The following is a 22270-nucleotide window of genomic DNA, read 5'->3' on the forward strand; positions in this document are numbered from 1 at the left end:
CAGACGACACGAACTGAGCCCCCAGCTCAGTTCGTGTCGGCGTGGTGCCGTCGCCGCAGCCACAGGACGAACACGCCCAGTCCCGCGGCCATCGCGAGGAAGATGACCGAGGTCCGCTCCATGCTCTCGCCCGGGTCGCGCCAGGCCTCGACCGGGTCCACGGGCGCGAGGGCCCTGACGCCGGGGGTGGTGACGGCGTCCCGGGACGGGCCGGAGGCGGTGGGCGCGGCGCCGGCGGTGGGCGCGGCGCCGCGCACGGCCGGAGCGGCGGGGGTCGTCCGTGCCGCTGCCCGCCCGGCCGACGGCGGGGCTACCCCAGCCGCCGCACCGGTGGGCACGGCCAGGGCGTCGGGTTCGAGGTCCAGCGCGAGGGTGGGGGTGGCGCGCGCAGCGGCCGCCGGGGGCTCTGGGGCATGCGCGGCCAGGTCGGCGCTGACGACGTCTGGCGTGCCCCCGGGCGCCGAGGGGGCTGGTGTGGTGCCGGCTCCGGCCAGCGCGCCCACGGCGAGGAGCCCGGCCGCCCCGAGGAGCAGCACCGGGACCGTGCCGACGGGCCGCCCAGCCGCAGGGGGTGCCCCGGACCTGGTCGTGGACCGTCGTCCGGCACCGGGGCTGTTCCGGGAGGAGGAGCGAGCCGACGCGCGGCGCGCCAGGCCAGGGCGGATCAGAGACATGTAGGGGAGGTCCTTGGGGGTCGACCGGCGTCCAGACGCTGAGGAGATGGGCGGGGGTGGACAGGCGAGGGCCTGGTCAGATCATGTCAGGTCGGTGTCAGGCCACGTGCTGCAGCCGCTCGTTGCGACGGCGCAGGTAGATCACGCCGCCGGAGACCACGGCGACCATCGCGGCCCAGAAGGCCCCGACCCGGCCCGCGTTGTCGCCAGGGTCCTGGAGCGCGGCGGAGGCGAGGCCCTGGCCGCCGCCGGAGCCGCCGGAGTCACTGCCGGAGCCTGCCGGGGCGGCACCCGCCGTCGTCGACTCCGAGGTCGGGCTCTGCTGACTCGGGGTGCCCGAGCCCTGCGCGGCTGGCGGGGACCCGGCCGAGCTCGCGGCTCCCGCCTGCTCCGGGCTCGTCTCGCCGTCGACCGACACGGGTGCAGCAGGCGCACCCGGCGAACCGGGCATCGCCGGGGCAGCAGGCGTCACGGCACCGGGCGTGGTCGTCCCCGGTGCGGGGACGGGTGCGCCGGGACGCTGCGGGGCGGGTGCGGTGCTGGGGGTCGTGGGCGGCTGCGCCGGGGTGGTCCCGGCAGGGGCGGGCGGGCGGGTGGTCGTGCTCGTGGGCCGCGGCGCAGGCGTGGTGGGGCGGGGCACCGGCGGCGAGGTGGTCGTCGGTCGCGGGGTGGGCCGAGACGTCGGGGGCTGGGTCGGTGCGGGCGGTGCCGGTGGCGTGGGCTGGGGTGCCGGCGAGGTGGGCTGGGGTGCCGGCGAGGTGGGCTCGGGCGCGGGAGGCGTCGGCTTCGGCGGCCTGGGCGCCTTCGTCTTGGGAGGCTTCGGCGGCTTCGGCTCTTTGGTCTTGGGAGGCTTCGGCGGCTTCGGCTCTTTGGTCTTGGGAGGCTTCGGCGTCCTCGTCGGCTCGGGCTTGGCGGGCACGACCTGAGCGGCAGCCGTCGAGGGGACGGGAGCCGCCCCCGCCGCGACGGGCGCGACCCCGCCGAGGGAGGTGAGCCCGACCGCGAGGCCCAGCGTGAGGGCGCGGCGGCGAGCGCGGAGGATCTGGTCGTGGTGCACGTGTTGCCCTTCCGTGTGAGCCCGGCACGATGGGGGGAGGTGTCGGGCGGACGGCATCAACGATACGGAGGATTCGGGCGATATCACACCAAACGCCGCAGATCCGTGGGGCTCACCGCGCGAGGCGGGACCCGCATGGCGGCCGGCGCGTCACGGCATACGGCCGCAGTCCGGGGCCGGGCGCACGAGCAGGCGGGCCGCTCCCCGAGGGGAGCGACCCGCCCACCTGCACGGCGCCCCGGACGTCAGGCGCCGTGCCGCGCGGCGTTGGCCACGATGGCGTCGTGCAGCCACTGCGCGAGACCGGGATGCAGGTCCTCGTAGTGCCGCGTGAAGCGCGGGTCGGCGAGGTACATCTCCGCGAGCCTCACCTGGAAGGCGTGCGGGCAGTCGTAGTGCACCTCGACGCCCGCGCGGTGCCGCTCGGCGAGCTCGGCCGCGAGATCACCGTCCGCAGGCTCCCCCGCCGCCACGGCGGCGACGAGGTCGCGCTCCAGGGCGTCGGTGTCGGCCTTGATCCGCGCCCAGTCCTCCCTGGTCAGAGAGGCGTTCCGCTCCTGGCCCTGCCGCCACTGCGGGGTGTCCCCCCAGCGCTGCTCGGCCTCGGCCTGATAGCCCTCGTGCTCGTCCCACGCGGTGCCGAAGATCTCCTTGAGGTCCACGGTGGTGGCTGGCTTCTTGGTCATGGTTCGCTCCAGTGCGTTGTCGATGGCACGCACGAGATCGCGCATCTCGTCGAGCCGGGTCATGACCGCTGCGCGTTGACGACGCAGGTGCTCCGCAGCCCCCTCGCTGCCGCGAGCCTCGACGTCCGCCAGCAGCTCGGCGACCTCCTCCAGGGGGAAGCCGAGCCGCCGGTAGACGACGACGTGCTGCAGCCGCTCGAGGTCCGCCGCCGTGTAGAGGCGGTACCCCGCGTGGCTGCGCTCGCTCGGGCGCAGCAGGCCGATCTGGTCGTAGTGGTGCAGGGTGCGCACCGTCACGCCACAGGTCTCGGCCACCTGGCCCACGGTGAGGGGCTCCATGAGCCCCATTGTCGTCGCGGTCATGGCACCACCGTGGTGCCTCACGCCGCGTGAGGGTCAAGGCCTATGGTCGAGGGGTGCGCGACGATGGAGACACCGGTGGTGGACCGCCTCGGCCCCGGCTGGAGGTCCGAGGACTGAGCAAGTCGTATGCCGGACGCCCCGTCGTCACGGACGTGTCGCTCGAGGTGGGCGCCGGCGAGGTCGTGGCGCTGGTCGGTCCCAACGGCGTCGGCAAGACGACGCTGCTGACCTGCCTGCTCGACACCGAACGCCCGGACGCCGGCACGGTCAGGCTCGACGGCACGCCGCTGCGCGACCAGGACCCCGAGATGCGGCGTGCGGTGTGCGCGGTCCTGGACGACGCGGGCTTCTATCCCGACGTGACGGCGCTGGAGCACCTGGACGCGCTGGCGCGCGTGCACGGGGTGGCCGACCCGGACGACCTGGTCGACGCGGCGCTCGCCGCGCTGCGGATCGAGCACGTCGCCGACCAGGTGCCGTGGACCCTGTCGAGCGGGCAGCGACGCCGGCTCTCGCTGGCGGTCGCGCTGGTGCGCCCGTGGTCGCTCCTCGTCCTCGACGAGCCGGAGCAACGGCTGGACGCGGCCGGGCGGTCGTGGCTGGCGGACTACCTTGCCGCACAGGCGGGCTCGGGTCGCAGCGTGCTCATGGCCTCGCACGACGCCACGCTCGTCGCCCGGTCCGGCGCCCGCGTCGTGGAGCTACACGGTGACGTCTGAGGCCGCCGACTACCTGGCGCGGGCCCGACGCGCGCACGGCGAGCCGGGTGGGGCGTTCACCGAGATCTACACGTGGGCGCTCGCGCTCGTGCTGCTCGCCGTCATGACGACCAGCGGGTGGGGCGACGTCCTGGCGCGTGGCACCTGCACGGGCGCCGGCTGCGTCCACGGGGGCGGGGCGACGGCCGCAATCGCCCTGGGTCTGCTCGTCCTCGCCGGGATCGCCCGCCTCGCCGTGGCGTTCGGGCCGGTCGGGGCCGGCGTGCCCCAGCTGACCTGGCTCCTGTCCGGCCCGGCACCGCGTCGACCCGTCCTGCGAGGACGCCTGTGGGCCATGGCGATCGGCCTGTCCGTCCTCGGATCCCTGTGCGGGCCCGCGGCGCTCGCCACAGGAGGCCTGCCGGTCCTGCCGCACTCCCTCGCCTGGGGGATCCCCGCAGGTGCTGTCGCCGCGCTGCTCGTCACGGCGGGCGTCGCTGCGGCCCAGTCCGATCCGCGCGCCCGCCGGCGCGCCGCCCGAGCACCGTTGGCACTCGGCCTGGTCGGCGTGGCCTGCGCCGGGTTCGCCCGGCTGGCAACGGCGCTCGGGACCGGCAGCGGCGATGTGACAGCCGGTGCCGGAGGAGCCGGCACCGCCGTCGGAGCCCTCGGATCGCTTGCGGCTCAGGCCGGTCCGCTCTCCGCCGGTCTCCTCGCGCTCGGCCTGGCCGCCGCCCTCGCCCTGCTCGTCAGGGCAGACCGCCGCATCGACGAGGTCGACGGCATCGAGCTGCGTCGCGCCGGCGAGAGCTCCGAGGCCGCCTACGAGTCCGCGCTGATGATGGACGCCGGCGCTGCCATGCACCGCGCCGCGCAGTCACGCCTGGGCGCCCGCGGATCGTTCCGCTCACGGCGTGGCCGGGGCACCGGCCTGGCCGCCCTCCTGCTGCGGGACCTGGAGCGCGTGCGGCGGCAGGGCGACCGGCTGCTCCTCGGCATACCGCTGCTGGTGGCGGGCGCGCTGCTGGCCGCGATGGCCCCACCCGTCGTCACCCTGTCCGCCCTCGGTCTGGGCGCGGCCGTGCTCGCCCGATCCGTCGGCGAGGGGCTGGGTGCGTGGGCCCTGTCCAGCGGCCTGCGCCGCGACCTGCCACTGCCCGATGACGCCGTCCGCCTCGCCCACCTGGTCGGTCCCGTCGTCGTGGCCGCCGCCTGGAGCGGCCTCGTCGTGCCGCTCATCGGCCTCTCGTGGTGGGTCGCTCCGGCCCTGGTGCTGTCGGCCACCGCCTCCCTGCTCGCGTCGTCGCGCCCGATGGGCCTGGAGATGATGGCGGTCATGATCCCCACGCCGTTCGGCCTCGCGCCGGCCGGCGCGCTCGGCGTCGCCCGGGGGTACGAGACCGCGACGCTGGCGATGCTGGGCCCGGCGCTGATGCCCGGGCCGGCGGCACCCGCGATCCCTCTCCTGGCCCTCGCCTGGCAGTGGTGCCGGTGCTCGGCCGATCGTCGACGGTGATCGATCTCCTGCGCGACGCGCCAGACGCCGCAGGATCGCCGGTGCCGGCATCCCTGTGCCGTCGAGACTGCGGTCTCGCCTACCCTGGAGGCAGGGCCTGACACGAACGGGCCCGCTGCGACGACGCAGTCCCAGGAGGACCACCGTGCCCACCCCGCACACCCCACGCGACGAGACCCGCCCCGGGTCCGGCACCGACCGGCCCGACACGCTCGCGGTGCACGCCGGACGGGAGGACCTGACCGGGCTCGGGGTGCACGTGCCCCCGATCGACCTCTCGACGACCAATCCCGTCCCCGACGTCGACGCCGGCGGCCAGAGCTACGAGAACCTCGCCACCGGTGGACGCCCCGGGGCGCGCGACACCCTCGTCTACCAGCGCCTGTGGAACCCCACCGTCGCCCGAGCAGAGGCCGCCGTCGCCGCCCTCGAGGGCTGCGAGGAGGCGGTGGCGTTCGGGAGCGGCATGGCGGCGCTGTCCGCCTGCCTGCTCGCCGCCGTCAGCGCCGGGACGCCGCACGTCGTGGCGGTCCGCCCCCTGTATGGCGGCACCGACCACCTGCTCGACCACGGGCTGCTCGGCACCGCGGTGACCTGGGCCGACGCCGGTTCGGTCGGCGACGCCATCACCCCGCTGACGGGGCTGGTCGTCGTCGAGACACCGGCCAACCCCACGCTCGAGCTGCTCGACCTCGAGGACATGGTCCGCCAGGCCGGTGACGTGCCGGTGCTCGTCGACAACACCTTTGCGACGCCCGTCCTGCAGCAACCCCGACGCCACGGGGCGACGCTGGTGCTGCACTCCGCGACCAAGTACCTCGGCGGCCACGGCGACGTCATCGCCGGCGTCGTCGCGACCACGCCGGAATGGGCCCGCCGCCTGCGATCGGTGCGGGCCCTCACCGGGGGCCTGGTGCACCCGCTGTCGGCATACCTCCTGCATCGCGGGCTGCAGACCCTGCCGGTGCGGGTGCGCGCCCAGCAGGCGTCCGCGCAGGTGGTCGCCGAGCACCTGGCGCAGCACCCGGCGGTGGCACGCGTCCACTACCCCGGCCTGCCGGGCCAGGACCCGCTCGGCCTGCTCGGTCGGCAGCTGGCCGGGCCAGGAGCGATGGTCGCCTTTGCGCTGCGGGAGGGGTATGCCGCCGCGGCGGCCACCGTCTCGAGGACCCGCCTGATCACCCACGCCGTCTCGCTCGGCGGGGTCGACAGCCTGATCCAGCACCCGGCATCGCTCACCCACCGGCCCGTCGCCGCCGAGGCCCGTCCGCACGCGGACGTGGTGCGGCTGTCGGTGGGGCTGGAGGACGTGGCCGACCTGGTGAACGACCTGGACGCGGCGCTCGCTGCGTCATCGTCATCGAGCCCGGGAGCGGGAACGGGATCGGGAACGGGATCGGGATCGGGATCGGTGCAGGTTGCCCGTCAGAGCTGACACCGGACCTGCACCGGTCAGGGGCGGCGACAGGCGGCCGTGGCCTGGAGCACCCGGTCGCGGGCCGGGGCCACCTTCGCCAGCTCGGCCCTGACGATCCCCGGCACCGCGGAGTCCTTGCCGGCGTCGCTGACCCGTTGCGCGATCGCGTCGAAGGCCCCGAGGGTCGTCTGCCAGGCCTCGGTCAGCCCGGGTGGCGTGAGCACGGACGCCAGGCGCTCCTGGCGCTCCACCACCTCCCCGACGGTGTCCTGCACCGAGCCCGCCGGGAGCGTCGTGAGGTCGGTCGGCCGGAAGTCCGCGCTCCGCAGCGAGGAGCAGAGCTCATCGGTCCCGACCGTCGCGGTGGCGGCCGGTGAGATGCCGCCACCGCTCGTGCTTGACGGCAGGGTCGACGGCGCGGTGGCCGACGGCGAGGAGGTAGCCGAGGACGTGGCCGACGTGGAGGCCGGGGCCGCGCTGGAGGTGACCGACGAGGTCGACGCCGTCGTGCTCGTCGTGCTTGCCGACGGGCCACTGCACGCGCCGGTCACGGCGACCGCAGCGAGAGCGACGCCGAGGGCGCAGAGGTGGGCTCGGGGGTTCATCGGGCCCAAGCCTAGGCCACCCGGTCTGCCCACAGGCGGGCGTTCGTCAGACCGTCCCGTCACTCGGCGCGGGGAGCAGCCTTCTTCGTCGCGCTCCTCGTGCCTGACGCGGCCTTCTTGGCCGCGGCCTTCTTGGCCGGGGCCTTCTTGGCCGGGGCCTTCTTGGCCGGGGCCTTCTTGACGGCTCGCTTGCGGGTGGCCGGGCCCTTGGCGCGCTTCTCCGCCAGCAGCTCGAATCCCCGCTCAGGCGTGAGGGTCTCGACGTCGTCGTCCTTGCGCAGGGTGGCGTTGGTCTCGCCGTCGGTGACATAGGCACCGAAGCGTCCGTCCTTGACGACGACCGGCTTGCCCGACACCGGGTCCTCCCCCAGCTCCTTCAGCGGCGGCTTGGCCGCGCCGCGACCGCGCTGCTTGGGCTGGGCATAGATCGCCAGCGCCTCCTCCGCCGTGATCGAGAACAGCTGCTGCTCGGTCTCGAGGGAGCGCGAGTCGGTGCCCTTCTTGAGGTAGGGGCCGTAGCGGCCGTTCTGCGCCGTGATCTCGACGCCCTCGGCGTCCGTGCCGACGACGCGTGGCAGGGACAGCAGCCGCAGCGCCGACTCCAGGTCGACGGTCGCCAGGTCCATGTCCTTGAACAACGACGCCGTGCGCGGCTTGATCTTGGCCTTGCCCTTGAGCTCGGCCTCCTCGTCCGAGAGCACCTCGGTGACGTACGGGCCGTAGCGCCCCGACCGAGCCACGATCGCCCGCCCGGACTCCGGGTCGCGGCCCAGCTCGCGCCCGTCGTCGGAGGCCAGCTCGAGCAGCTCGCGCGCCTTGTCGGGGGTCATCTCGTCGGGGGCCAGGTCGTCGGTGATCGTGGCGCGTCGCGGCGTGGCCGCGACCTCCGCGCCCTCGGCCACCTCGCCGGTGACCGGGTCGACGCCGGAGGGGACGACCTCCTCGACATACGGCCCGTATCGACCCACGCGGACGACCATCCCGTCGCCGAGGGGGATGGTCGAGATCTCGCGCGCGTCGATCTCGCCGAGGTCCTCGACCAGCTCGGACAGGCCCTCGATGTCGCGCGTCTCGTCGCCGAAGTAGAACCGCTGCAGCCACTGCACCCGACCGAGGTCGCCGCGCGAGATCTGGTCGAGGCTCTCCTCCATGTCGGCCGTGAAGTCGTAGTCGACGAGCTCGGTGAAGTGCTCCTCGAGCAGCCGCGTCACGGCGAACGCCAGCCAGGTGGGGATGAGCGCGGAGCCGCGGGTGCGCACATAGCCGCGGTCCTGGATCGTGCCGACGGTCGCGGCGTAGGTGGAGGGGCGACCGATGCCCTTCTCCTCCAGCGCCTTGACCAGCGTGGCCTCGGTGTAGCGGGCCGGCGGCTTGGTCTCGTGCCCCTCGGCCTCGGCGCGCAGCGTGTCCAGCGGCACGCCGACCGACAGCTTGGGCAGGCGCCGCTCCTCGTCGGCGGCCGCCCGGGCGGCGGTCTCCTCCTCGTCCCGGCCTTCCTCGTATGCCGCCAGGAAGCCCCGGAACGTGATCACCGTGCCGCTGGCGGCGAAGGTCACGCGCCGTCCGTCGGCGAGCTCGCCGCCCAGCTGGACGGTGGCGGTCGAGCCCCGCGCGTCGGCCATCTGGGAGGCCACGGTGCGCTTCCAGATCAGCTCGTAGAGCGCGAACTCCTCGCCGCGCAGCTGCCCGGCGACCTGCGCCGGGGTGCGGAAGCGATCACCGGCGGGGCGGATCGCCTCGTGCGCCTCCTGGGCGTTCTTGGACTTCTTCTCGTAGCGGCGGGGGCTGTCGGGGACGTACTCCGCGCCGTAGAGGTCCCGCGCCTGCTGACGCGCCGCGGTGAGCGCCTGCTCGGACAGCGTCGTCGAGTCGGTGCGCATGTAGGTGATGTAGCCGCCCTCGTAGAGGCGCTGGGCGACGCGCATGGCGTTCTTGCTGCTCATGCGCAGCTTGCGGCTCGCCTCCTGCTGGAGGGTGGAGGTGATGAAGGGGGCGGACGGGCGCCGGGTGTAGGGCTTCTCGGCGACGTCGGTGACCATGACGTCGATCGCCAGGACCGAGGTCGCGATCTCGCGGGCGGCCTCCTCGTCGAGGTGCACGACGTTCTTGGCGGTGAGGCGGCCGTCGTCGGCGAAGTCGCGGCCCTGCGCCACCCGGCGGCCGGCCACCTCGGTCAGGCGCGCGGTGAAGGCCTGGCCACCGCCCTCGGGCGAGAAGTCACCCTCGACGTCCCAGAAGCTCGCCTTGCGGAAGGCCATCCGCAGCCGCTCCCGCTCGACGACCATCCGCGTCGCGACGGACTGCACGCGTCCGGCCGACAGGCCCTGGCGGACCTTGCGCCACAGCACCGGGGACACCTCGTAGCCGTAGAGCCGGTCGAGGATGCGCCGCGTCTCCTGCGCGTCGACGAGGTCCTGGTCGATGTCGCGCGTCGTGGAGACCGCCCGCTGGATGGCCTCCTTGGTGATCTCGTTGAAGACCATCCGCTTGACCGGCACCTTGGGCTTGAGCACCTCGTGCAGGTGCCACGCGATGGCCTCGCCCTCGCGGTCCTCGTCGGTGGCGAGGTAGAGCTCGGACGCGTCCTTGAGCAGCCGCCGCAGCTCGGTGACCTTCTTCTTCTTGTCCGCGTCGACGACGTAGTAGGCCTCGAAGCCGTTGTCCACGTCCACGGCGAACTTGCCGAAGGGCCCCTTCTTGAGGTCGGCCGGGAGCTCACGCGGGTTGGGCAGGTCGCGGATGTGGCCGATGGAGGCCTCCACGACGTAGTCGTCCCCGAGGTAGCCCTGGATGGACTTGACCTTTCCGGGGGACTCGACGATGACGAGCTTGCGCCCGGTGCTGGTTGCCACGTGTCTGTTCCCTACCTTGTCTGACCGGCCCCGTGCGGCGGATTCGTCGTCGCTGGCAGGTCGGGGCGCCGTCGGGGTCACCGTAGCGGAGGCGGCGGGCGGACGGCATACCGGGCCCGTCACCGGCGGGTCTGCACGAGCAGACCGTCCGCGACGAGATCTCGGACGACCGGCAGCGTCTCGGCCACGACCTCGTCGGTGTCGCGCTCCAGCAGCGCGGCGATCGCGACGAGGGCCTGTCGCGCCGTGAGAGTGCCGTCGGCGACGGAGAGGTAGGCCGCGAGCGCCGTCCCGGCCGTGCGCACGACCCCGAGCCCGCCGCCCTGCCGCACCCGGATGATCGCCGGGTCCGCGTCCCCGGGCCGCCCGAACCTCTCCTCCGTCACGTCGTCGGCCAGCCGCCACGCCGTGTCGAGCAGCGCGGCGTCACCGTGCTCGGCGAGCCAGGTGCGCGCCGACATACCGGCGTCGATCGTCGGCCCCATGGGAGAGGCGACCGGCCCGGGCACCTCGACCAGGTCGCGAAAGGTCGGCCGGTAGGACGCGGGCCGCTGCAGCACGACGACGCCGAAGCCGATCCGGGCGACGTCTCGCGACGCGAAGTCGTCCAGCCAGGCGGCGTAGAGGCGCTCGAACTCGGGGCCGCCGCTGGTGCCGCCGTCGCGCACCCACAGCTCGGCGTACTCGGCAGGGTCCTGGACCTCCCGCTGCAGCACCCAGGCGTCGAGCCCTGTGCCGTCGAGCCAGTCGTGCCAGCGGTCGCGCCAGGTCGCACCTGCGGGGATCTCCCAGTTGCCGAGGAAGACGGCGAGCCCGCCGGGGGCCAGGTGAGTGGGCAGCGCACGGACGAGGCGTTCGACGACCTGGTCGCCCTCGGCTCCCGCGTCGCGATACTCGTATGCCGGGACGCCGGCCACCCGCGGGGTGATGACGAACGGCGGGTTGGAGACGACGAGGTCGTAGGTCTCGCCGGCCACCGGCTCGAGCAGGTCCCCCCCACGCACGTCCCAGTCCTGGTTGTTGAGGGCGGCGTTGAAGCGGGCGACGAGCAGCGCGCGATCGGCGAGGTCGGTGGCCACGACCCGGTCGCAGTGGCCGGTGAGGTGCAGCGCCTGGATGCCGCACCCGGTGCCGAGGTCGAGGGCGCGCGCGACGCGGCGGCGCGGGGTCCAGGAGGCGAGCGTGGTCGAGGCGCCGCCGATGCCAAGGACGTGGTCGGTGGGCAGAGCTCGCCCTAGGGCCAGCTCGCCGAGGTCCGAGACCACCCACCACGTGTGGCTCTCGTCCGCGTAGGGCCGCAGGTCGACGGTGGCCCGCACCTGGTCCCCCTCGCGCCGGGCCAGGCCGAGCTCGACGAGACCTGCGGCCGTGGTGCGGGGCAGCGCCTCGTCGAGGCGTGAGGCGGGCACGGGCCGGGCGAGGGTGAAGGCGCGGACGAGCAGCGCGACGGGGTCCTCGGTGGCTGCGGTGGCGCGCAGGGCCGGCAGCGGCTGCTCGCGGTGCAGCGCCGCCGAGGCGACCGGGCCGAGCACCGCGCTGACGTTGTCGACGCAGTAGTCGAGGTCCTGAAGGTCGGCCCGCAGGGCAGCGACCAGGTGCGGAACGGGCCGGGGATCCGTCATGGCCGCCACCCTATGGCGGGCCGTCGGCATGGCGGGCCCTCGACAGCCGGCTCAGGAGGCCTTGCTGCGTGGGGCGACGGCGGCCATCGCCCCACCGCGACGGCGGTCCCGCGCGGCGGCAAGGCCGCACACCTCGCCGAGTTCGCCCGCGTCGCGGACGAGCCGCACGACGCTGTCGGTGCCGGTGGACGTGAACGGCCGCACGATGGCTTCACGGCTCGCCACGACCCCGAGGTCGCAGCCGAGGGGGCGCATGAGGCGCAGGCAGGTGACGATGGTGTCGATGGCGTCCGAGTCGATGAAGTCGAGGTCCTGCAGGTCGAGCACGACCTGGCGCGCACCGGCGGTCACCACCGTGTCGATCGCGTCGCGCAGCCGGGGGGCCTGCACGAGGTCGAGCTCGCCCGTCACGCGGATCGTGACGCGGTCGCGGAGCACGGTGGGGGTGAGGTGAACGGTCATCGGTCCTCCTTGACCGGGCCCAGGGCCCGAGTACGTCGCCCCGCAGGGGGGCCGGACGGCCGCTGCTTCGACCGCTGACGGTGCGGTCTCGGCCGCACGACCTCGTGCTCGGGGCATACCCGCCGCGCGACCGTTGATACGCGGCGCGTGACGATGTTCATCCCTCGGGCGCGGGTCCCCCGCCGACCCCGCGTACCGTGGTGTCGATGCCCTCCTCCACCGCCAGCGCTCCACCGCGCGGTTTCGACCCCCGCACCAGCCTCGACCACCTGACCCGTGGCGGCCGGAGCGATCGGCTGCGCCACGTCGAGGTGATCCCGGAGCGGCGGGCGCGGACCGCGGACTGGCCCGCTTGGGTCCACCCGGCCGTCGCCGGCGCCTACCAGGGCGCCGGGGTGGATCGCCTGTGGAGCCACCAGGTCGCGGCGGCCGAGCACGCGCGGGTCGGGGAGCACACGGTCCTCGCGACGGGGACGGCGTCCGGCAAGTCGCTGGGCTACCTGCTGCCGGCGCTCACCGCCGTCCTGGACGGGACGCAGGCGCCGTCGGGACGTGGCGCGACCACGTTGTACCTCTCCCCCACCAAGGCGCTGGCGGCCGACCAGCTCGCGCGCCTGACGGCGCTCGGCCTCCCGGGCCTGCGCGCCGCGACCTACGACGGGGACACCCCGGCCGACGAGCGGCGGTGGATCCGCGAGCACGCGGCCTACGTCCTCACGAATCCCGACCTGCTGCACCACTCCCTGCTGCCCAGGCACGAGCGCTGGGCGCCGTTCCTGCGCGCCCTGCGCTACGTCGTCGTGGACGAGTGCCACATCTACCGCGGGGTGTTCGGGGCCCACCTGTCCGCGGTCCTGCGCCGGCTGCGCCGGGTCGCGAGCCGGTATGGCGCCAGCCCGACGTTCGTCCTGGCGTCCGCCACGGTCGCCGACCCCGCCGAGCATGCCGCACGTCTCACCGGCCTCCCCTGCGTCGCCGTCACCGAGGACGGCTCGCCCCGCGCCCCGATGTCCTTCGCGCTGTGGGAGCCCCCGCTGCTCGACGAGCACGGCGACGCAGTTCCCGGTGGCCAGGCGAGGGCGGTCCCCCTCGATGTCCAGGCGGGCGCAGGGGCGGGGACGGTCGACCCGGAGGGCGTCGGCCGCGGCGCCACCGTCGCGCGCCGGTCCGCCCTGTCCGAGAGCGCGGACCTGCTGGCCCGGCTGGTGGACGACGGCACCCAGACCGTCGCCTTCGCGCGTTCGCGCAAGGGTGTGGAGGTCCTCGCGGAGGCGACGCGGTCGATGCGTCGTGGGCGCGAGGGCCGGGTCGCGGCCTACCGCGGCGGCTACCTGCCCGAGGAGCGCCGCGAGCTCGAGCGTGCCCTGAGGGACCGCCGCATCATGGGTCTGGCCGCCACCAACGCCCTCGAGCTGGGCATCGACGTCACCGGCCTGGACGCCGTGCTGCTGTGCGGGTGGCCGGGGACCTTCGCGTCCCTGTGGCAGCAGGCAGGGCGTGCAGGGCGCTCCGGCCGGGAGGCCCTGGCGGTCTACGTCGCCGACGACGACCCGCTCGACACCTACCTGGTGACCCATCCCGAGGCGATCTTCGAGCGGCCCCTCGAGGCCACCGTCGTCGACCCGGACAACCCCTACGTCCTCGCCCCGCACCTGGCCGCGGCGGCCGCCGAGCTCCCCCTGACGCTGGACGACACCGAGACCTTCGGCCCCACGATGCCGACGCTGCTGGACACGCTCACCCGGCGGGGCGTCCTGCGCCGCCGACCCAACGGTCGGTGGTACTGGGCGCGACCGGACCGCGCCCACGACCACGTCTCCCTGCGCGGCTCGGGGGAGCCCGTGGTCTCGATCGTCGAGCGGCGCTCCGGCGCGGTCCTCGGCACCGTGGACCACACCGCCGCCCACCGTCAGGTGCACACGGGTGCGGTCTACCTGCACCAGGGTCGCCCGCACGTCGTGACCGACCTCGACCTGGACCAGTCCTGCGCCCTCGTCGTCCAGGGCGACCCCGGGTGGACCACCACGGCGCGGTCCGACTCGGCCTTCGACCTGCTGTCGGAGGATCGGCACGTGGACCTGGGGGGGGAGCTGCGGCTGTGCTTCGGGAGCGTGGCGGTCCGCTCGCGCGTCACGTCCTTCCTGCGGCGCCTCCCGTCCGGCGAGGTCCTCGGCGAGCACCCCCTAGACCTGCCCGAGGCGGTGCTCCGCACCCGGGGGGTGTGGTGGACGATGACGGAGGAGTGGCTCGCCGCCCGGGGCGTCGACCCCGAGACGATCCCCGGTGCCACGCACGCCGCCGAGCACGCGGCGATCGGGATGCTCCCCCTCGTGGCGACGGCGGACCGATGGGACGTGGGTGGCGTCTCGACCGCCCTGCACCCCGACACCGGTCTGCCCACGATCCTCGTCTATGACGGTCACCCGGGCGGCGCGGGCTTCGCCGAGCGAGGCTACGACCGGGCCGAGGCCTGGCTCGCGGCGACACTCGACGCGATCTCGGCCTGCGCCTGCACGGCGGGCTGCCCGTCCTGCGTGCAGTCGCCCAAGTGCGGCAACGGCAACGAGCCGCTCGACAAGGATGGGGCCAGGCGGCTGCTGTCGGGGGTCGTCACGACGCTGCGCGAGCACCGCGCGTCGATCGACTGACCCGAACGGCCCCACGCTGCACCTCCGGTCGCGTACCCTGCTGCACGAATCGTCACCGCGCACCACCACCTGCGCTCTACCACGCGCGACCCACGAACGGTCCAGACCTCCCAGCCCGCTCCCCCCGCCCCGGCCCCCATCGTCAGGAGCATCACCATGGTCGTCCTCGGTCTCCTCCTCGTCCTCGCGGCACTCGTCGCGGGCGTCCTCGCGATCTACGGCCTGCCCACCTCGGGCGCCACGATCAGCTGGGACCTGCTCGGCAACTCGGTCAGCCTGTCGCCGACGCTGATCTTCTTCATCGGTGTCCTGTCCGCCATCGCGCTGGCGCTCGGCCTGTGGCTGATGTCCCTCGGTGCCAGGCGCAGCGCCCGCAAGCGTCGAGAGCTCAAGGATCTGCGCCGCGAGCAGCGCGAGAACGAGCGGATCGGCCAGGCCGAGCGGGGACGCCGCGACGAGCCCCGCCGCACCGGCGTCGACCCGCGCACCGACGCCGTCCGGCAGGACCACGTCCGCGACACCCGTGACGACGGCACCGCCCACGACACCCGCACCTTGCGCGCCGGCGGCACCGGCCGCGACGACCGGGCCGACGGCGCGACCAGCTGGGACGACACCCGCCGCTGAGCCGGTCCGCGCGAGCGCTCGACCGGTCCCGCGACGGAGACGCCCGGCGCCGGCGCTCCACCCGTCCCGAGGGACCCAGGGCGCCGTCACCGGATCACGAGGCCCCGCCCACCCAGGGCGGGGCCTCGTCGCGTGCCGGGCCGGCCCGGGCCTCGGCCCTCGCCGGACCGAGCCGACCCGCCACCTCCACCCTGGCCCTCAGCTCGACCACGTCTCCCGCCACCCGGCAGGCGTCGACCGTCGCGCCGTTGGCCGAGGCCACCCGGCCCGCCTGGGCGCACGCCTCGCCCGGCGCCCCGTCCCGCACCCTCGCCGCACCCGCGAGCGCGGCAAGGTCCGCGGCCGACCGGGCCCGGTGCCCGGCCAGCACCACGCCGGTAACCGCCCGGCTCGCGATTGTGCCCGGCATCTATCGAGACCACTGCGCCACGATGCCGACTGGTGACGTGCTGCGCGTCCGCGACACGAGCAACAGCACGTTGTGGGATGCGCTCGTGTGGTCCGGGCTTGCCGTCATCCACCGCCCTGGCGACGGACCCGTTGACGTGGTCGACCGGACCGATGAAGTCCGCTTCGGCGATGATCCGGACACCGATTGGTCCGGCTTCTAGACAAGCAAGAGCCCCGGTGATTCACCGGGGCTCCCTCTCGTGTCAGCGTCCCTTGCTGGCGGCGCTCCACATCTGGTCCAGCATGTCGCCCGGACCGTTGACCGCCGCCTTCGTCCATGCCGCCGCATGCTCCGCCGTCGCCTGCAGCTTGCGCGCCATCTTCAACCCAGTCGTCACGGGCGTCGGTGGTAGCGCCTCGACAATCCGGTCGGCGGTTGGGGGCGTCAGGCTGCGCTTCCGAGGCGGACCACCCACGAATGTGGACGGTCCGTCCAAACAGATGTGGTCCTGCTCGGGGGCGACCTCGCGGGCGAATCGCCCACCGCCGGGGCATCCCGCCTGGACGCGGCTTCGGCTTCGGTTCTTCTGCATCGTGTTCTCCATTCCGGTTCGCACGCCGTGCGCGTGCACCCCGAATGGGTGCGGGAGGCCTGCGCTTCATCCCGGCTCGTCCGCCTCGTTCACGGCGGCTGCGAGCGCGTCGATCCGCGCCAGAACGGGCAACCAATAGCCTTCCGCGTCCACCTCGGCGCGCGGCATCTTGTTCCCGGCGTGGACCGCCTCGGCGACCGTCCACGCATCCACGCCGAGCGCCGATGCACGGTCAACCGCAAGGGCTTGCCATTCCGCTTCGCTCCGCTCCCGTGCCACGCCCTCATCATCCAGTAACGGCGATCCGAGGCGGGCATAGACTCGCGGCGACAACCAACCGGAGGGGACCGCCATGGCTGACGCCGCGATTACCACCGGCGCCTTCGCACTTGGCGGCGCCCTGCTCGGCGGACTGGCGAGCGGGTGGGTTTCCTGGCTAGTCGCCAAGGAGAACAACCGGGCTGCACACGTCCGCTGGTTGTCAGAGCGCCGCGCTGAGGTCTACACCCAGTTCATCGAAACCTGGACGTCGGTCTCGAACAACGTCAACGACGCGAGCGCACGGCACGGAGAACCCGTGTACGAGCGAGCCGGTGAGGCGTGCATCGACGCGTCCATCAACGTGCAGGTCTTCGCCACGCCTGAGACCGCCGACGCTGCGAAGGCAGCCGCGTTGGAGATGGTAAATCAGGCCGGCGGAGACCCGGACTGGGCGCCCCTCAACATGAAGTTCGACCGATTCATGACGAGCGCCCGGAACGACCTGCACATGGACACCGACCCGGGTAACGGGAGAAGCAGGGGCTCGTAGGTCGGCGGTCCCGGAGGGTGGCAGAAGAAGAGTGAAAGAGCAGCCGCCAGGTCGGCTGCTCTTTCACGAATGCCGGACCGGGGACGAACCGTTCCGTGACGGTGCCGTGCAGCACCGCTGACGAGGGATCGCGCCGCACACGGGGTGGATGCAGGAACCGCCTGTGCCTACTACTTGGCACCTCCATACTCCGTAGGAGGTGCCAGCAAGGAACCCGGAAAATGCATCTCTCCCAGTACGACCGAGTCCTCGGACTGACCCTGACCGCACGCTTGTCCGCCCCGCCCCGATCCGCCATCCTCGCCGTCCTCGTGGCGAGCACCGACCACGGCATCCCCGCCGCGCACGTCCGGCTCTGGCTGCGTTCCCGCGCCGTCGTGACGCCGGTCGCCGACCTCGCTGCATCGTCCACCTGGCGGCATCTGGTCAAAGCCGCACGACGATTCGCCAAGCAGAACGCCGACGAATCGCTCAGCCTCGCCACGGCACGACGCTGGGTCGCCTGTGTCGCGCTCCGACCGCCAACCGGCACGACCCTGCAGGAGGTCCAAGCCCGATTCAGCGTCGCCCTCGTGGGCGAACTCTGCGCCCGACGCGGCTGGGATACCGCCGCCCTCGATCAGACGACCATGGCGCTGATCGCCATGGACGAAGCCGGACACGGCTAGGTCATGGCTACGCCGCGCGACCGCTATCGGCGGTCTCGTCGTGAAGACTCAACGCCCCGGGACGCTGGGATTTACGGGCTCCGCCGTCTGCCCGGACCGGTCAGCGCACGTTTCGACGGCCGGAGCCGTGCGACCGTTGATGCCCTTGTCGAAGGACGAGACGACGACAGCCTCGCCCTGGTTCTGCGCTCCGTCTGGTCGCCGATCTGGTCTCACTGTGATTGGGGCGCCATCAGCGGCGCCGAGGCATTCCTCGCCCTCGTCGCTCACGGCGACGTCACCGCCCTCGGCACCGTCAGCAGAGCGAAGCGAAAGCGCGTTCTGGCTGCCCTTGACGATGCCGGGCTGACCGCTGCGGGCACGGACGCGGCCTTGCTGGCAAGCACCCTTCAGCGCCTGGCTGATGATCCGGCGGTTATCAGCGCCCGGGCGGCTGCCGATGAGCGCCGCGCTGCCATCCGAGCCGCGCGGCTGATCACGCTGGTACAGGCTCGCGCTGCCAAGGCGGCTGCGGTCGCAGCCCGCAAGGCGGCACGAGCGGCGGAACGAGACGCTCGTGCCGCCTTCACGAAGCGACTGTCTGGCATCCCCACCAGCCTTCTCGTGAACGGTCAGGGGCAGGCGTGGCTCGACATGACCCGGCGCGCGGTACCGGACGGGCTGAGCCCGGAGACCGCGGCGACCGCGGTCGAGGCGCGCCTCGTCAAGGCGGGGGTGAAGCCGGAGACGGCGACCGGACTCGCCGCGAAGGTGGTTACGGCACCACCGTCACGGTCTTGCGCCCTATGACCTTGCTCTTGCCGTCGGTCACAGTGAGGGTGTAGGCGCCCGGCTTGGTCAGCGAGAAGACCGTGTCGGGGCTGCCCAGCCGCGCCGAGCAGGCAGCGGAGCGGTCACCGAGTTCGTCATAGCCCGGGCCGGTCATCCTCGGGACGATGGCACAGAACTCGCCCTCGACCTTGGCGACGCCAGCGCGACCCTCCCACCCGTAGGAGAGGTGCACTTCCCGCCCGGGACCCCACTCACTGAGTTGGTACTCCTCATCCCCCACCCGTCTGCCGACACTCACCTTGCTCAGACCGACCTCCACGCGCAGCGAATCCAGGAGGACCGTCGGGCTGGACGTCGGGTCTGCCGGGTCGGCAACAACCGGTTGGGGCACGCTGGTCGGCGGAGTGGGGATGTCCGATGGCGACGTAGTCGTGGTGGCCGGCGATGCGTCGGTGACAGCGGGGGACGGCGCCGACTGGGTTGCCGGGGTATCGCGTTGCTGGAGCATGGCCAGACCGGCCTGCACGAGCACCAGGAGTAAAAGTCCGACCAGGGTGTAGCCAACGACCCGGACACTCGACGCGCCCGTGAAACGGTTGACCAGGATCCCCACGAGCACTACGGACGCAAACATCAAGAAGTGGAACCAGAACGGCATCATGTCCCCCTCAGTGCGCCGACCGGTGTGAGTGTGGCACGACGGGACACCCAGGGCCAGGGGGGACGGTGGTGCGTGCCGCATGACGAATGAGGCTGAACCTGAGACAACGCCATCGGCGTCAAGCAAGGTCGTAACAGGGCTCATCCCAATCGAGGGTGTAGTCGCGGTCTGGAAGTCGCCGGCTTTGAGTAGTGGCCTAGCGATAGTTGATGAGGTTTCGGAACCCACGCGCGGAAGTCACAGAGGTGTTCGAGTCATCCGTTGATCGCCTTGGCCGGGGCGTCGTAGGTGCCGGGCGGTCACGCTCTTAGCATGCTGACGCTCAGCTCGGGAGGCCCAGCTCACCATGAGTTTGTTACTTACCCTACCGGTAGGTAGAGTTGTCGATATGAGTACTAGTGCACCTGCCCACCGACCGTCGGCGCGAGGCGGCGTTCTCGCCAGCACTCTTGCGTGGGCCCGCACTGGCGCCTCTGTCTCCCTGGTGTCCGCAGCTCGCGCTGCAGGAATCACTAAGGCTGGCCTGATGTACCACTTCCCAACCAAGGAAGCACTGATGACCGCCGTCATCGACCACCTCCTCGACGGCTACGAGCGGGATCTGGCCGCCCGCCTGGCTACCACCAACCCAAACGTACCCACGATCAGCGAACGCCTCGCCGCCTACGTTGACTGGGCTTGCGACGGGCCGTTCGACTACGGCGACCTGGTCATGTTCACCGACCCCCGCCTGCGCGAGCCGCTCACCGAGCGATGGAACAGCCGCATGGGGGCCTGGGTCGACGTCCCCGAGACCCTTCCGGCCGACCAGCGGGCCCGCCTCCACGGCGTCCGACTCTTGGCCGACGGCATCTGGCTCAACACCGCCGGCAACGGCATCGCCCTATCCGACGAGGACACCGACGCCATTCGAGCACTCGCACACCACCTCATCCAGGAGAACTCATGACCAAGTGGCTACTGCTCGCGGGGGCCATCCTCAGCGAGGTCACCGGTTCGCTGTCGCTGAAGGGAGCACTCGATCGACCCGGACTGTACGTGCTCGTCGCGGCTGGCTACATCGCCTCGTTCATTCTCCTCGCCCTCGTTCTGCGTCAGGGCATGGCGCTGGGCGTCGCCTACGGCATTTGGGGCGCCCTCGGTGTCGCCACCACCGCCGTGATGTCGTCGCTGATCTTCGATGAAACCCTCACCGCACTCATGGGCGTCGGCATCGTCCTCATCATTGCCGGCGTCCTCACCGTCGAACTCGGCTCCCAGCACGCGGTCAAGAACCTCGAAGAAGCCACCTGATGGCTTACCTGTTCCTCCTCGGAGCCATCATTGCCGAGGTCAGCGCTACCCTCTCGCTGCGCATGGCAGTTACTGGCGTCCGCGCCTACTACGCCGCCGTCGCCGGCGGCTACCTCCTGGCCTTCGCGTTTCTCACCCTCGCCCTTAATGAGGGCCTGGGCCTCGGTGTCGCTTACGGCATCTGGGCAGCGTCCGGAGTTGCCCTAACGGCCGTCGCGTCCAAAGCCCTCTTCAAGGAGCCGCTCACCGCGCTCATGATGGGCGGCATCGCACTCATCATCGCCGGCGTTCTTCTCGTCGAGCTCGGCGCCCTGCACTGACTGAGATCCCCATCCCCACGACGTCGTCGCTCACAACGGAGCAAGGCCTTGGCAACGGGCTTCTGATGAGGTGTACTCGTTGATCGAAGCGACTCCGGCGCGACGGTGGCTAGATCGTGGTCGAGGTCTTCGGAAGATGACGTTCCACGCCTGACATCCGGAGGTCTGACGTCGTTGCCTGTCGCTACCGCTCGGGCCCGCTTCGCTCGCCCGGACCTGACAACGTTCTGCCGACTCGACGAACTCGACCTCGTCGTGACCGGCCAGCGCCTCGAGCCCGACCGCGCGGTGCTCGCCTGCAGAGTCCTGACCCCGGACGAGTGGTGTCGACGCTGCGGCGCCGAAGGCGCTGCTCGGGACACCGTGATCCGTCGGCTCGCGCACGAGCCGCTGGGGTGGCGACCGACGGTGTTGGAGGTCGCGGTGCGTCGCTACCGCTGCACCGGCTGCGGGCACGTGTGGCGCCAAGACACCACCCGTGCGGCCGAGCCGCGGTCGAAGCTCTCGCGCCGTGGGCTGCGGTGGGCGCTCGAAGCGCTGGTCGTGCAGCACCTCACCGTCACCCGGATCGCCGAGGGACTCGACGTCGCCTGGGACACCGCCAACGACGCCGTGCTTGCTGAAGGCCGACGTGTTCTCATCGACGACCCGGCCCGCTTCGACGGCGTGAGGGTCATCGGCGTCGATGAGCACGTCTGGAGGCACACCAGGCGCGGCGACAGGTACGTCACCGTGATCATCGACCTGACCCCGATCCGCGACAAGACCGGCCCCGCCAGGCTGCTGGACATGGTCGAGGGTCGCTCGAAGGAGGCCTTCAAGACCTGGCTCGCCGCCCGACCCGACACCTGGCGCGACGGGATCGAGGTCGTCGCGATGGACGGGTTCACCGGCTTCAAGACCGCCGCCGCCGAGGAGCTCCCCGACGCGGTGGCGGTCATGGATCCGTTCCACGTCGTCCGCCTCGCCGGGGACGCGCTCGACCGGTGCCGGCGCCGGGTGCAGCAGGCCATCCACGGCCACCGCGGGATGAAGGGCGACCCGCTGTATGCCGCGCGGCGGACCCTGCACACCGGCGCCGAGCTGCTGACCGACAAGCAGGCCGCTCGACTCCGCACGTTGTTCGGGGCCGAGGAGCATGTCGAGGTCGAGGCGACCTGGGGGATCTACCAGCGGATGATCGCCGCCTACCGCCACGAAGACCGCCACCACGGCCGCGAGCTCATGGCCAACCTGATTGCCTCGATCAGCAGCGGTGTCCCGAGGGCGCTGGTCGAACTCACCACACTCGGCCGGACGCTGAGGAAGCGCGCCGACGACGTGCTCGCCTACTTCGACCGCCCCGGCACGTCCAACGGTCCGACCGAGGCGATCAACGGCCGCCTCGAACACCTCCGCGGCAGTGCTCTTGGGTTCCGCAACCTCACCAACTACATCGCCAGGAGCCTGCTCGAGACCGGCGGGTTCAGACCCCGTCTACACCCTCGACTGGGATGAGCCCGTAACAGGCGCCCATCCCGCACCCAGTGGGGGGGA

26 protein-coding genes are annotated in these 22270 nt (G+C 72.6%); 14 read left to right on the forward strand and 12 right to left on the reverse strand.

Going from position 1 to position 22270, the window contains the following annotated elements; translation table 11 throughout:
• Positions 1–26: 26 nt before the first annotated feature.
• Both GGG17_RS05045 and GGG17_RS05050 read right to left on the reverse strand, forming a co-directional pair.
• Complete coding sequence (locus tag GGG17_RS05045) at positions 27–536, reverse strand: hypothetical protein (RefSeq protein ID WP_154592689.1); 510 nt, start codon at positions 534–536, stop codon at positions 27–29.
• 235 nt (positions 537–771) lie between these two features.
• The gene (locus tag GGG17_RS05050; protein ID WP_154592690.1) at positions 772–1146 is read right to left on the reverse strand and encodes a hypothetical protein; all 375 of its coding nucleotides are present in this window, start codon (positions 1144–1146) and stop codon (positions 772–774) included.
• A gap of 10 nt (positions 1147–1156) precedes the next feature.
• On the opposite strand from GGG17_RS05050, the gene GGG17_RS05055 reads away from it, so the two are divergent.
• The gene (locus GGG17_RS05055; RefSeq protein WP_154592691.1) at positions 1157–1600 is read left to right on the forward strand and encodes a hypothetical protein; all 444 of its coding nucleotides are present in this window, start codon (positions 1157–1159) and stop codon (positions 1598–1600) included.
• 376 nt (positions 1601–1976) lie between these two features.
• Here the strand turns inward: GGG17_RS05055 and GGG17_RS05060 are convergent, their stop codons facing one another.
• Complete coding sequence (locus GGG17_RS05060; protein ID WP_230082704.1) at positions 1977–2780, reverse strand: MerR family transcriptional regulator; 804 nt, start codon at positions 2778–2780, stop codon at positions 1977–1979.
• A gap of 53 nt (positions 2781–2833) precedes the next feature.
• On the opposite strand from GGG17_RS05060, the gene GGG17_RS05065 reads away from it, so the two are divergent.
• The 3 genes from GGG17_RS05065 to GGG17_RS05075 all read left to right on the forward strand — a co-directional run bounded on the left by GGG17_RS05065 (position 2834) and on the right by GGG17_RS05075 (position 6429).
• A complete protein-coding gene (locus tag GGG17_RS05065) occupies positions 2834–3499 on the forward strand; it encodes an ABC transporter ATP-binding protein (protein WP_311966432.1) in 666 nt (221 codons plus the stop codon).
• Positions 3489–4994 (forward strand): DUF6297 family protein, encoded by a 1506-nt coding sequence (locus GGG17_RS05070; protein WP_154592692.1) that lies wholly within the window; start codon positions 3489–3491, stop codon positions 4992–4994. The genes GGG17_RS05065 and GGG17_RS05070 overlap by 11 nt, the downstream gene beginning before the upstream one ends.
• A gap of 145 nt (positions 4995–5139) precedes the next feature.
• On the forward strand, positions 5140–6429 hold the full coding sequence (locus tag GGG17_RS05075; protein WP_311966433.1) for a trans-sulfuration enzyme family protein: 1290 nt from the start codon (positions 5140–5142) through the stop codon (positions 6427–6429).
• A 17-nt stretch (positions 6430–6446) separates the two neighbouring features.
• On the opposite strand, the gene GGG17_RS15950 is transcribed toward GGG17_RS05075, so the two are convergent.
• From GGG17_RS15950 to GGG17_RS05095, 5 genes are all read right to left on the reverse strand, one after another.
• The gene (locus tag GGG17_RS15950) at positions 6447–6686 is read right to left on the reverse strand and encodes a hypothetical protein (RefSeq protein WP_195849126.1); all 240 of its coding nucleotides are present in this window, start codon (positions 6684–6686) and stop codon (positions 6447–6449) included.
• Positions 6687–6753: 67 nt separating this feature from the next.
• Positions 6754–6951, reverse strand: a complete 198-nt coding sequence (locus GGG17_RS05080) for a hypothetical protein (protein ID WP_154592693.1) — start codon at positions 6949–6951, stop codon at positions 6754–6756.
• A gap of 124 nt (positions 6952–7075) precedes the next feature.
• On the reverse strand, positions 7076–9868 hold the full coding sequence (gene topA / locus GGG17_RS15955) for a type I DNA topoisomerase (RefSeq protein WP_311966434.1): 2793 nt from the start codon (positions 9866–9868) through the stop codon (positions 7076–7078).
• 119 nt (positions 9869–9987) lie between these two features.
• On the reverse strand, positions 9988–11490 hold the full coding sequence (locus GGG17_RS05090) for a N5-glutamine methyltransferase family protein (protein ID WP_154592694.1): 1503 nt from the start codon (positions 11488–11490) through the stop codon (positions 9988–9990).
• A gap of 51 nt (positions 11491–11541) precedes the next feature.
• Positions 11542–11952, reverse strand: a complete 411-nt coding sequence (locus GGG17_RS05095) for an STAS domain-containing protein (RefSeq protein WP_195849119.1) — start codon at positions 11950–11952, stop codon at positions 11542–11544.
• 206 nt (positions 11953–12158) lie between these two features.
• On the opposite strand from GGG17_RS05095, the gene GGG17_RS05100 reads away from it, so the two are divergent.
• Positions 12159–14600 (forward strand): DNA 3'-5' helicase SftH, encoded by a 2442-nt coding sequence (locus GGG17_RS05100; RefSeq protein WP_154592696.1) that lies wholly within the window; start codon positions 12159–12161, stop codon positions 14598–14600.
• A gap of 156 nt (positions 14601–14756) precedes the next feature.
• Complete coding sequence (locus tag GGG17_RS05105) at positions 14757–15227, forward strand: hypothetical protein (protein WP_154592697.1); 471 nt, start codon at positions 14757–14759, stop codon at positions 15225–15227.
• A gap of 94 nt (positions 15228–15321) precedes the next feature.
• Here the strand turns inward: GGG17_RS05105 and GGG17_RS05110 are convergent, their stop codons facing one another.
• Entirely contained in the window at positions 15322–15636 is a 315-nt protein-coding gene (locus tag GGG17_RS05110) for an Rv3654c family TadE-like protein (RefSeq protein ID WP_154592698.1), read from the reverse strand.
• 37 nt (positions 15637–15673) lie between these two features.
• On the opposite strand from GGG17_RS05110, the gene GGG17_RS05115 reads away from it, so the two are divergent.
• Positions 15674–15838: a hypothetical protein gene (locus GGG17_RS05115; protein WP_154592699.1), complete on the forward strand. Its 165-nt coding sequence runs from the start codon at positions 15674–15676 to the stop codon at positions 15836–15838.
• A gap of 42 nt (positions 15839–15880) precedes the next feature.
• On the opposite strand, the gene GGG17_RS16845 is transcribed toward GGG17_RS05115, so the two are convergent.
• Together GGG17_RS16845 and GGG17_RS05120 are read right to left on the reverse strand one after the other, a co-directional pair.
• Complete coding sequence (locus tag GGG17_RS16845; RefSeq protein ID WP_283809754.1) at positions 15881–16015, reverse strand: hypothetical protein; 135 nt, start codon at positions 16013–16015, stop codon at positions 15881–15883.
• Positions 16016–16276: 261 nt separating this feature from the next.
• A complete protein-coding gene (locus tag GGG17_RS05120; protein ID WP_154592700.1) occupies positions 16277–16489 on the reverse strand; it encodes a hypothetical protein in 213 nt (70 codons plus the stop codon).
• A 73-nt stretch (positions 16490–16562) separates the two neighbouring features.
• On the opposite strand from GGG17_RS05120, the gene GGG17_RS05125 reads away from it, so the two are divergent.
• The 3 genes from GGG17_RS05125 (at position 16563) to GGG17_RS05135 (ending at position 18478) form a co-directional block, all read left to right on the forward strand.
• Positions 16563–17021, forward strand: coding sequence for a hypothetical protein (locus GGG17_RS05125; RefSeq protein ID WP_154592701.1), 459 nt, complete (start codon positions 16563–16565; stop codon positions 17019–17021).
• Positions 17022–17242: 221 nt separating this feature from the next.
• A complete protein-coding gene (locus GGG17_RS05130; RefSeq protein WP_154592702.1) occupies positions 17243–17689 on the forward strand; it encodes a hypothetical protein in 447 nt (148 codons plus the stop codon).
• A gap of 3 nt (positions 17690–17692) precedes the next feature.
• Positions 17693–18478 (forward strand): hypothetical protein, encoded by a 786-nt coding sequence (locus GGG17_RS05135; RefSeq protein ID WP_154592703.1) that lies wholly within the window; start codon positions 17693–17695, stop codon positions 18476–18478.
• Here the strand turns inward: GGG17_RS05135 and GGG17_RS05140 are convergent.
• Positions 18444–19118 (reverse strand): hypothetical protein, encoded by a 675-nt coding sequence (locus tag GGG17_RS05140; protein ID WP_154592704.1) that lies wholly within the window; start codon positions 19116–19118, stop codon positions 18444–18446. The two genes, GGG17_RS05135 and GGG17_RS05140, sit on opposite strands and share 35 nt — an antisense overlap.
• Positions 19119–19647: 529 nt before the next feature.
• On the opposite strand from GGG17_RS05140, the gene GGG17_RS05145 reads away from it, so the two are divergent.
• From GGG17_RS05145 to GGG17_RS05160, 4 genes are all read left to right on the forward strand, one after another.
• The gene (locus GGG17_RS05145) at positions 19648–20070 is read left to right on the forward strand and encodes a TetR/AcrR family transcriptional regulator (RefSeq protein WP_160126279.1); all 423 of its coding nucleotides are present in this window, start codon (positions 19648–19650) and stop codon (positions 20068–20070) included.
• Positions 20067–20414, forward strand: coding sequence for a DMT family transporter (locus GGG17_RS05150; RefSeq protein ID WP_006947560.1), 348 nt, complete (start codon positions 20067–20069; stop codon positions 20412–20414). Before GGG17_RS05145 ends, GGG17_RS05150 begins: the two co-directional genes overlap by 4 nt.
• Positions 20414–20734 (forward strand): DMT family transporter, encoded by a 321-nt coding sequence (locus GGG17_RS05155; protein ID WP_154592705.1) that lies wholly within the window; start codon positions 20414–20416, stop codon positions 20732–20734. Before GGG17_RS05150 ends, GGG17_RS05155 begins: the two co-directional genes overlap by 1 nt.
• A 174-nt stretch (positions 20735–20908) precedes the next feature.
• Positions 20909–22231 (forward strand): ISL3 family transposase, encoded by a 1323-nt coding sequence (locus GGG17_RS05160; protein ID WP_038567594.1) that lies wholly within the window; start codon positions 20909–20911, stop codon positions 22229–22231.
• Positions 22232–22270: the final 39 nt, after the last annotated feature.

The sequence above is a fragment of the Arsenicicoccus cauae genome (genome assembly GCF_009707125.1).
In the GTDB taxonomy this organism is placed as follows: Bacteria; Actinomycetota; Actinomycetes; order Actinomycetales; family Dermatophilaceae; genus Arsenicicoccus; species Arsenicicoccus cauae.

Bases quoted from the DNA above. Each gene is read 5' to 3' on its own strand.
- GGG17_RS05060 (WP_230082704.1), bottom strand. From the start codon at position 2,780: ATGACCGCGACGACAATGGGGCTCATGGAGCCCCTCACCGTGGGCCAG.
- GGG17_RS05145 (WP_160126279.1), top strand. From the start codon at position 19,648: ATGTACCACTTCCCAACCAAGGAAGCACTGATGACCGCCGTCATCGAC.
- GGG17_RS05135 (WP_154592703.1), top strand. From the start codon at position 17,693: ATGGCTACGCCGCGCGACCGCTATCGGCGGTCTCGTCGTGAAGACTCA.
- GGG17_RS05090 (WP_154592694.1), bottom strand. From the start codon at position 11,490: ATGACGGATCCCCGGCCCGTTCCGCACCTGGTCGCTGCCCTGCGGGCC.
- GGG17_RS05110 (WP_154592698.1), bottom strand. From the start codon at position 15,636: ATGCCGGGCACAATCGCGAGCCGGGCGGTTACCGGCGTGGTGCTGGCC.
- GGG17_RS05095 (WP_195849119.1), bottom strand. From the start codon at position 11,952: ATGACCGTTCACCTCACCCCCACCGTGCTCCGCGACCGCGTCACGATC.
- GGG17_RS05155 (WP_154592705.1), top strand. From the start codon at position 20,414: ATGGCTTACCTGTTCCTCCTCGGAGCCATCATTGCCGAGGTCAGCGCT.
- GGG17_RS05105 (WP_154592697.1), top strand. From the start codon at position 14,757: ATGGTCGTCCTCGGTCTCCTCCTCGTCCTCGCGGCACTCGTCGCGGGC.
- GGG17_RS05125 (WP_154592701.1), top strand. From the start codon at position 16,563: ATGGCTGACGCCGCGATTACCACCGGCGCCTTCGCACTTGGCGGCGCC.
- GGG17_RS05130 (WP_154592702.1), top strand. From the start codon at position 17,243: ATGCATCTCTCCCAGTACGACCGAGTCCTCGGACTGACCCTGACCGCA.
- GGG17_RS05150 (WP_006947560.1), top strand. From the start codon at position 20,067: ATGACCAAGTGGCTACTGCTCGCGGGGGCCATCCTCAGCGAGGTCACC.
- GGG17_RS05100 (WP_154592696.1), top strand. From the start codon at position 12,159: ATGCCCTCCTCCACCGCCAGCGCTCCACCGCGCGGTTTCGACCCCCGC.
- GGG17_RS05140 (WP_154592704.1), bottom strand. From the start codon at position 19,118: ATGCCGTTCTGGTTCCACTTCTTGATGTTTGCGTCCGTAGTGCTCGTG.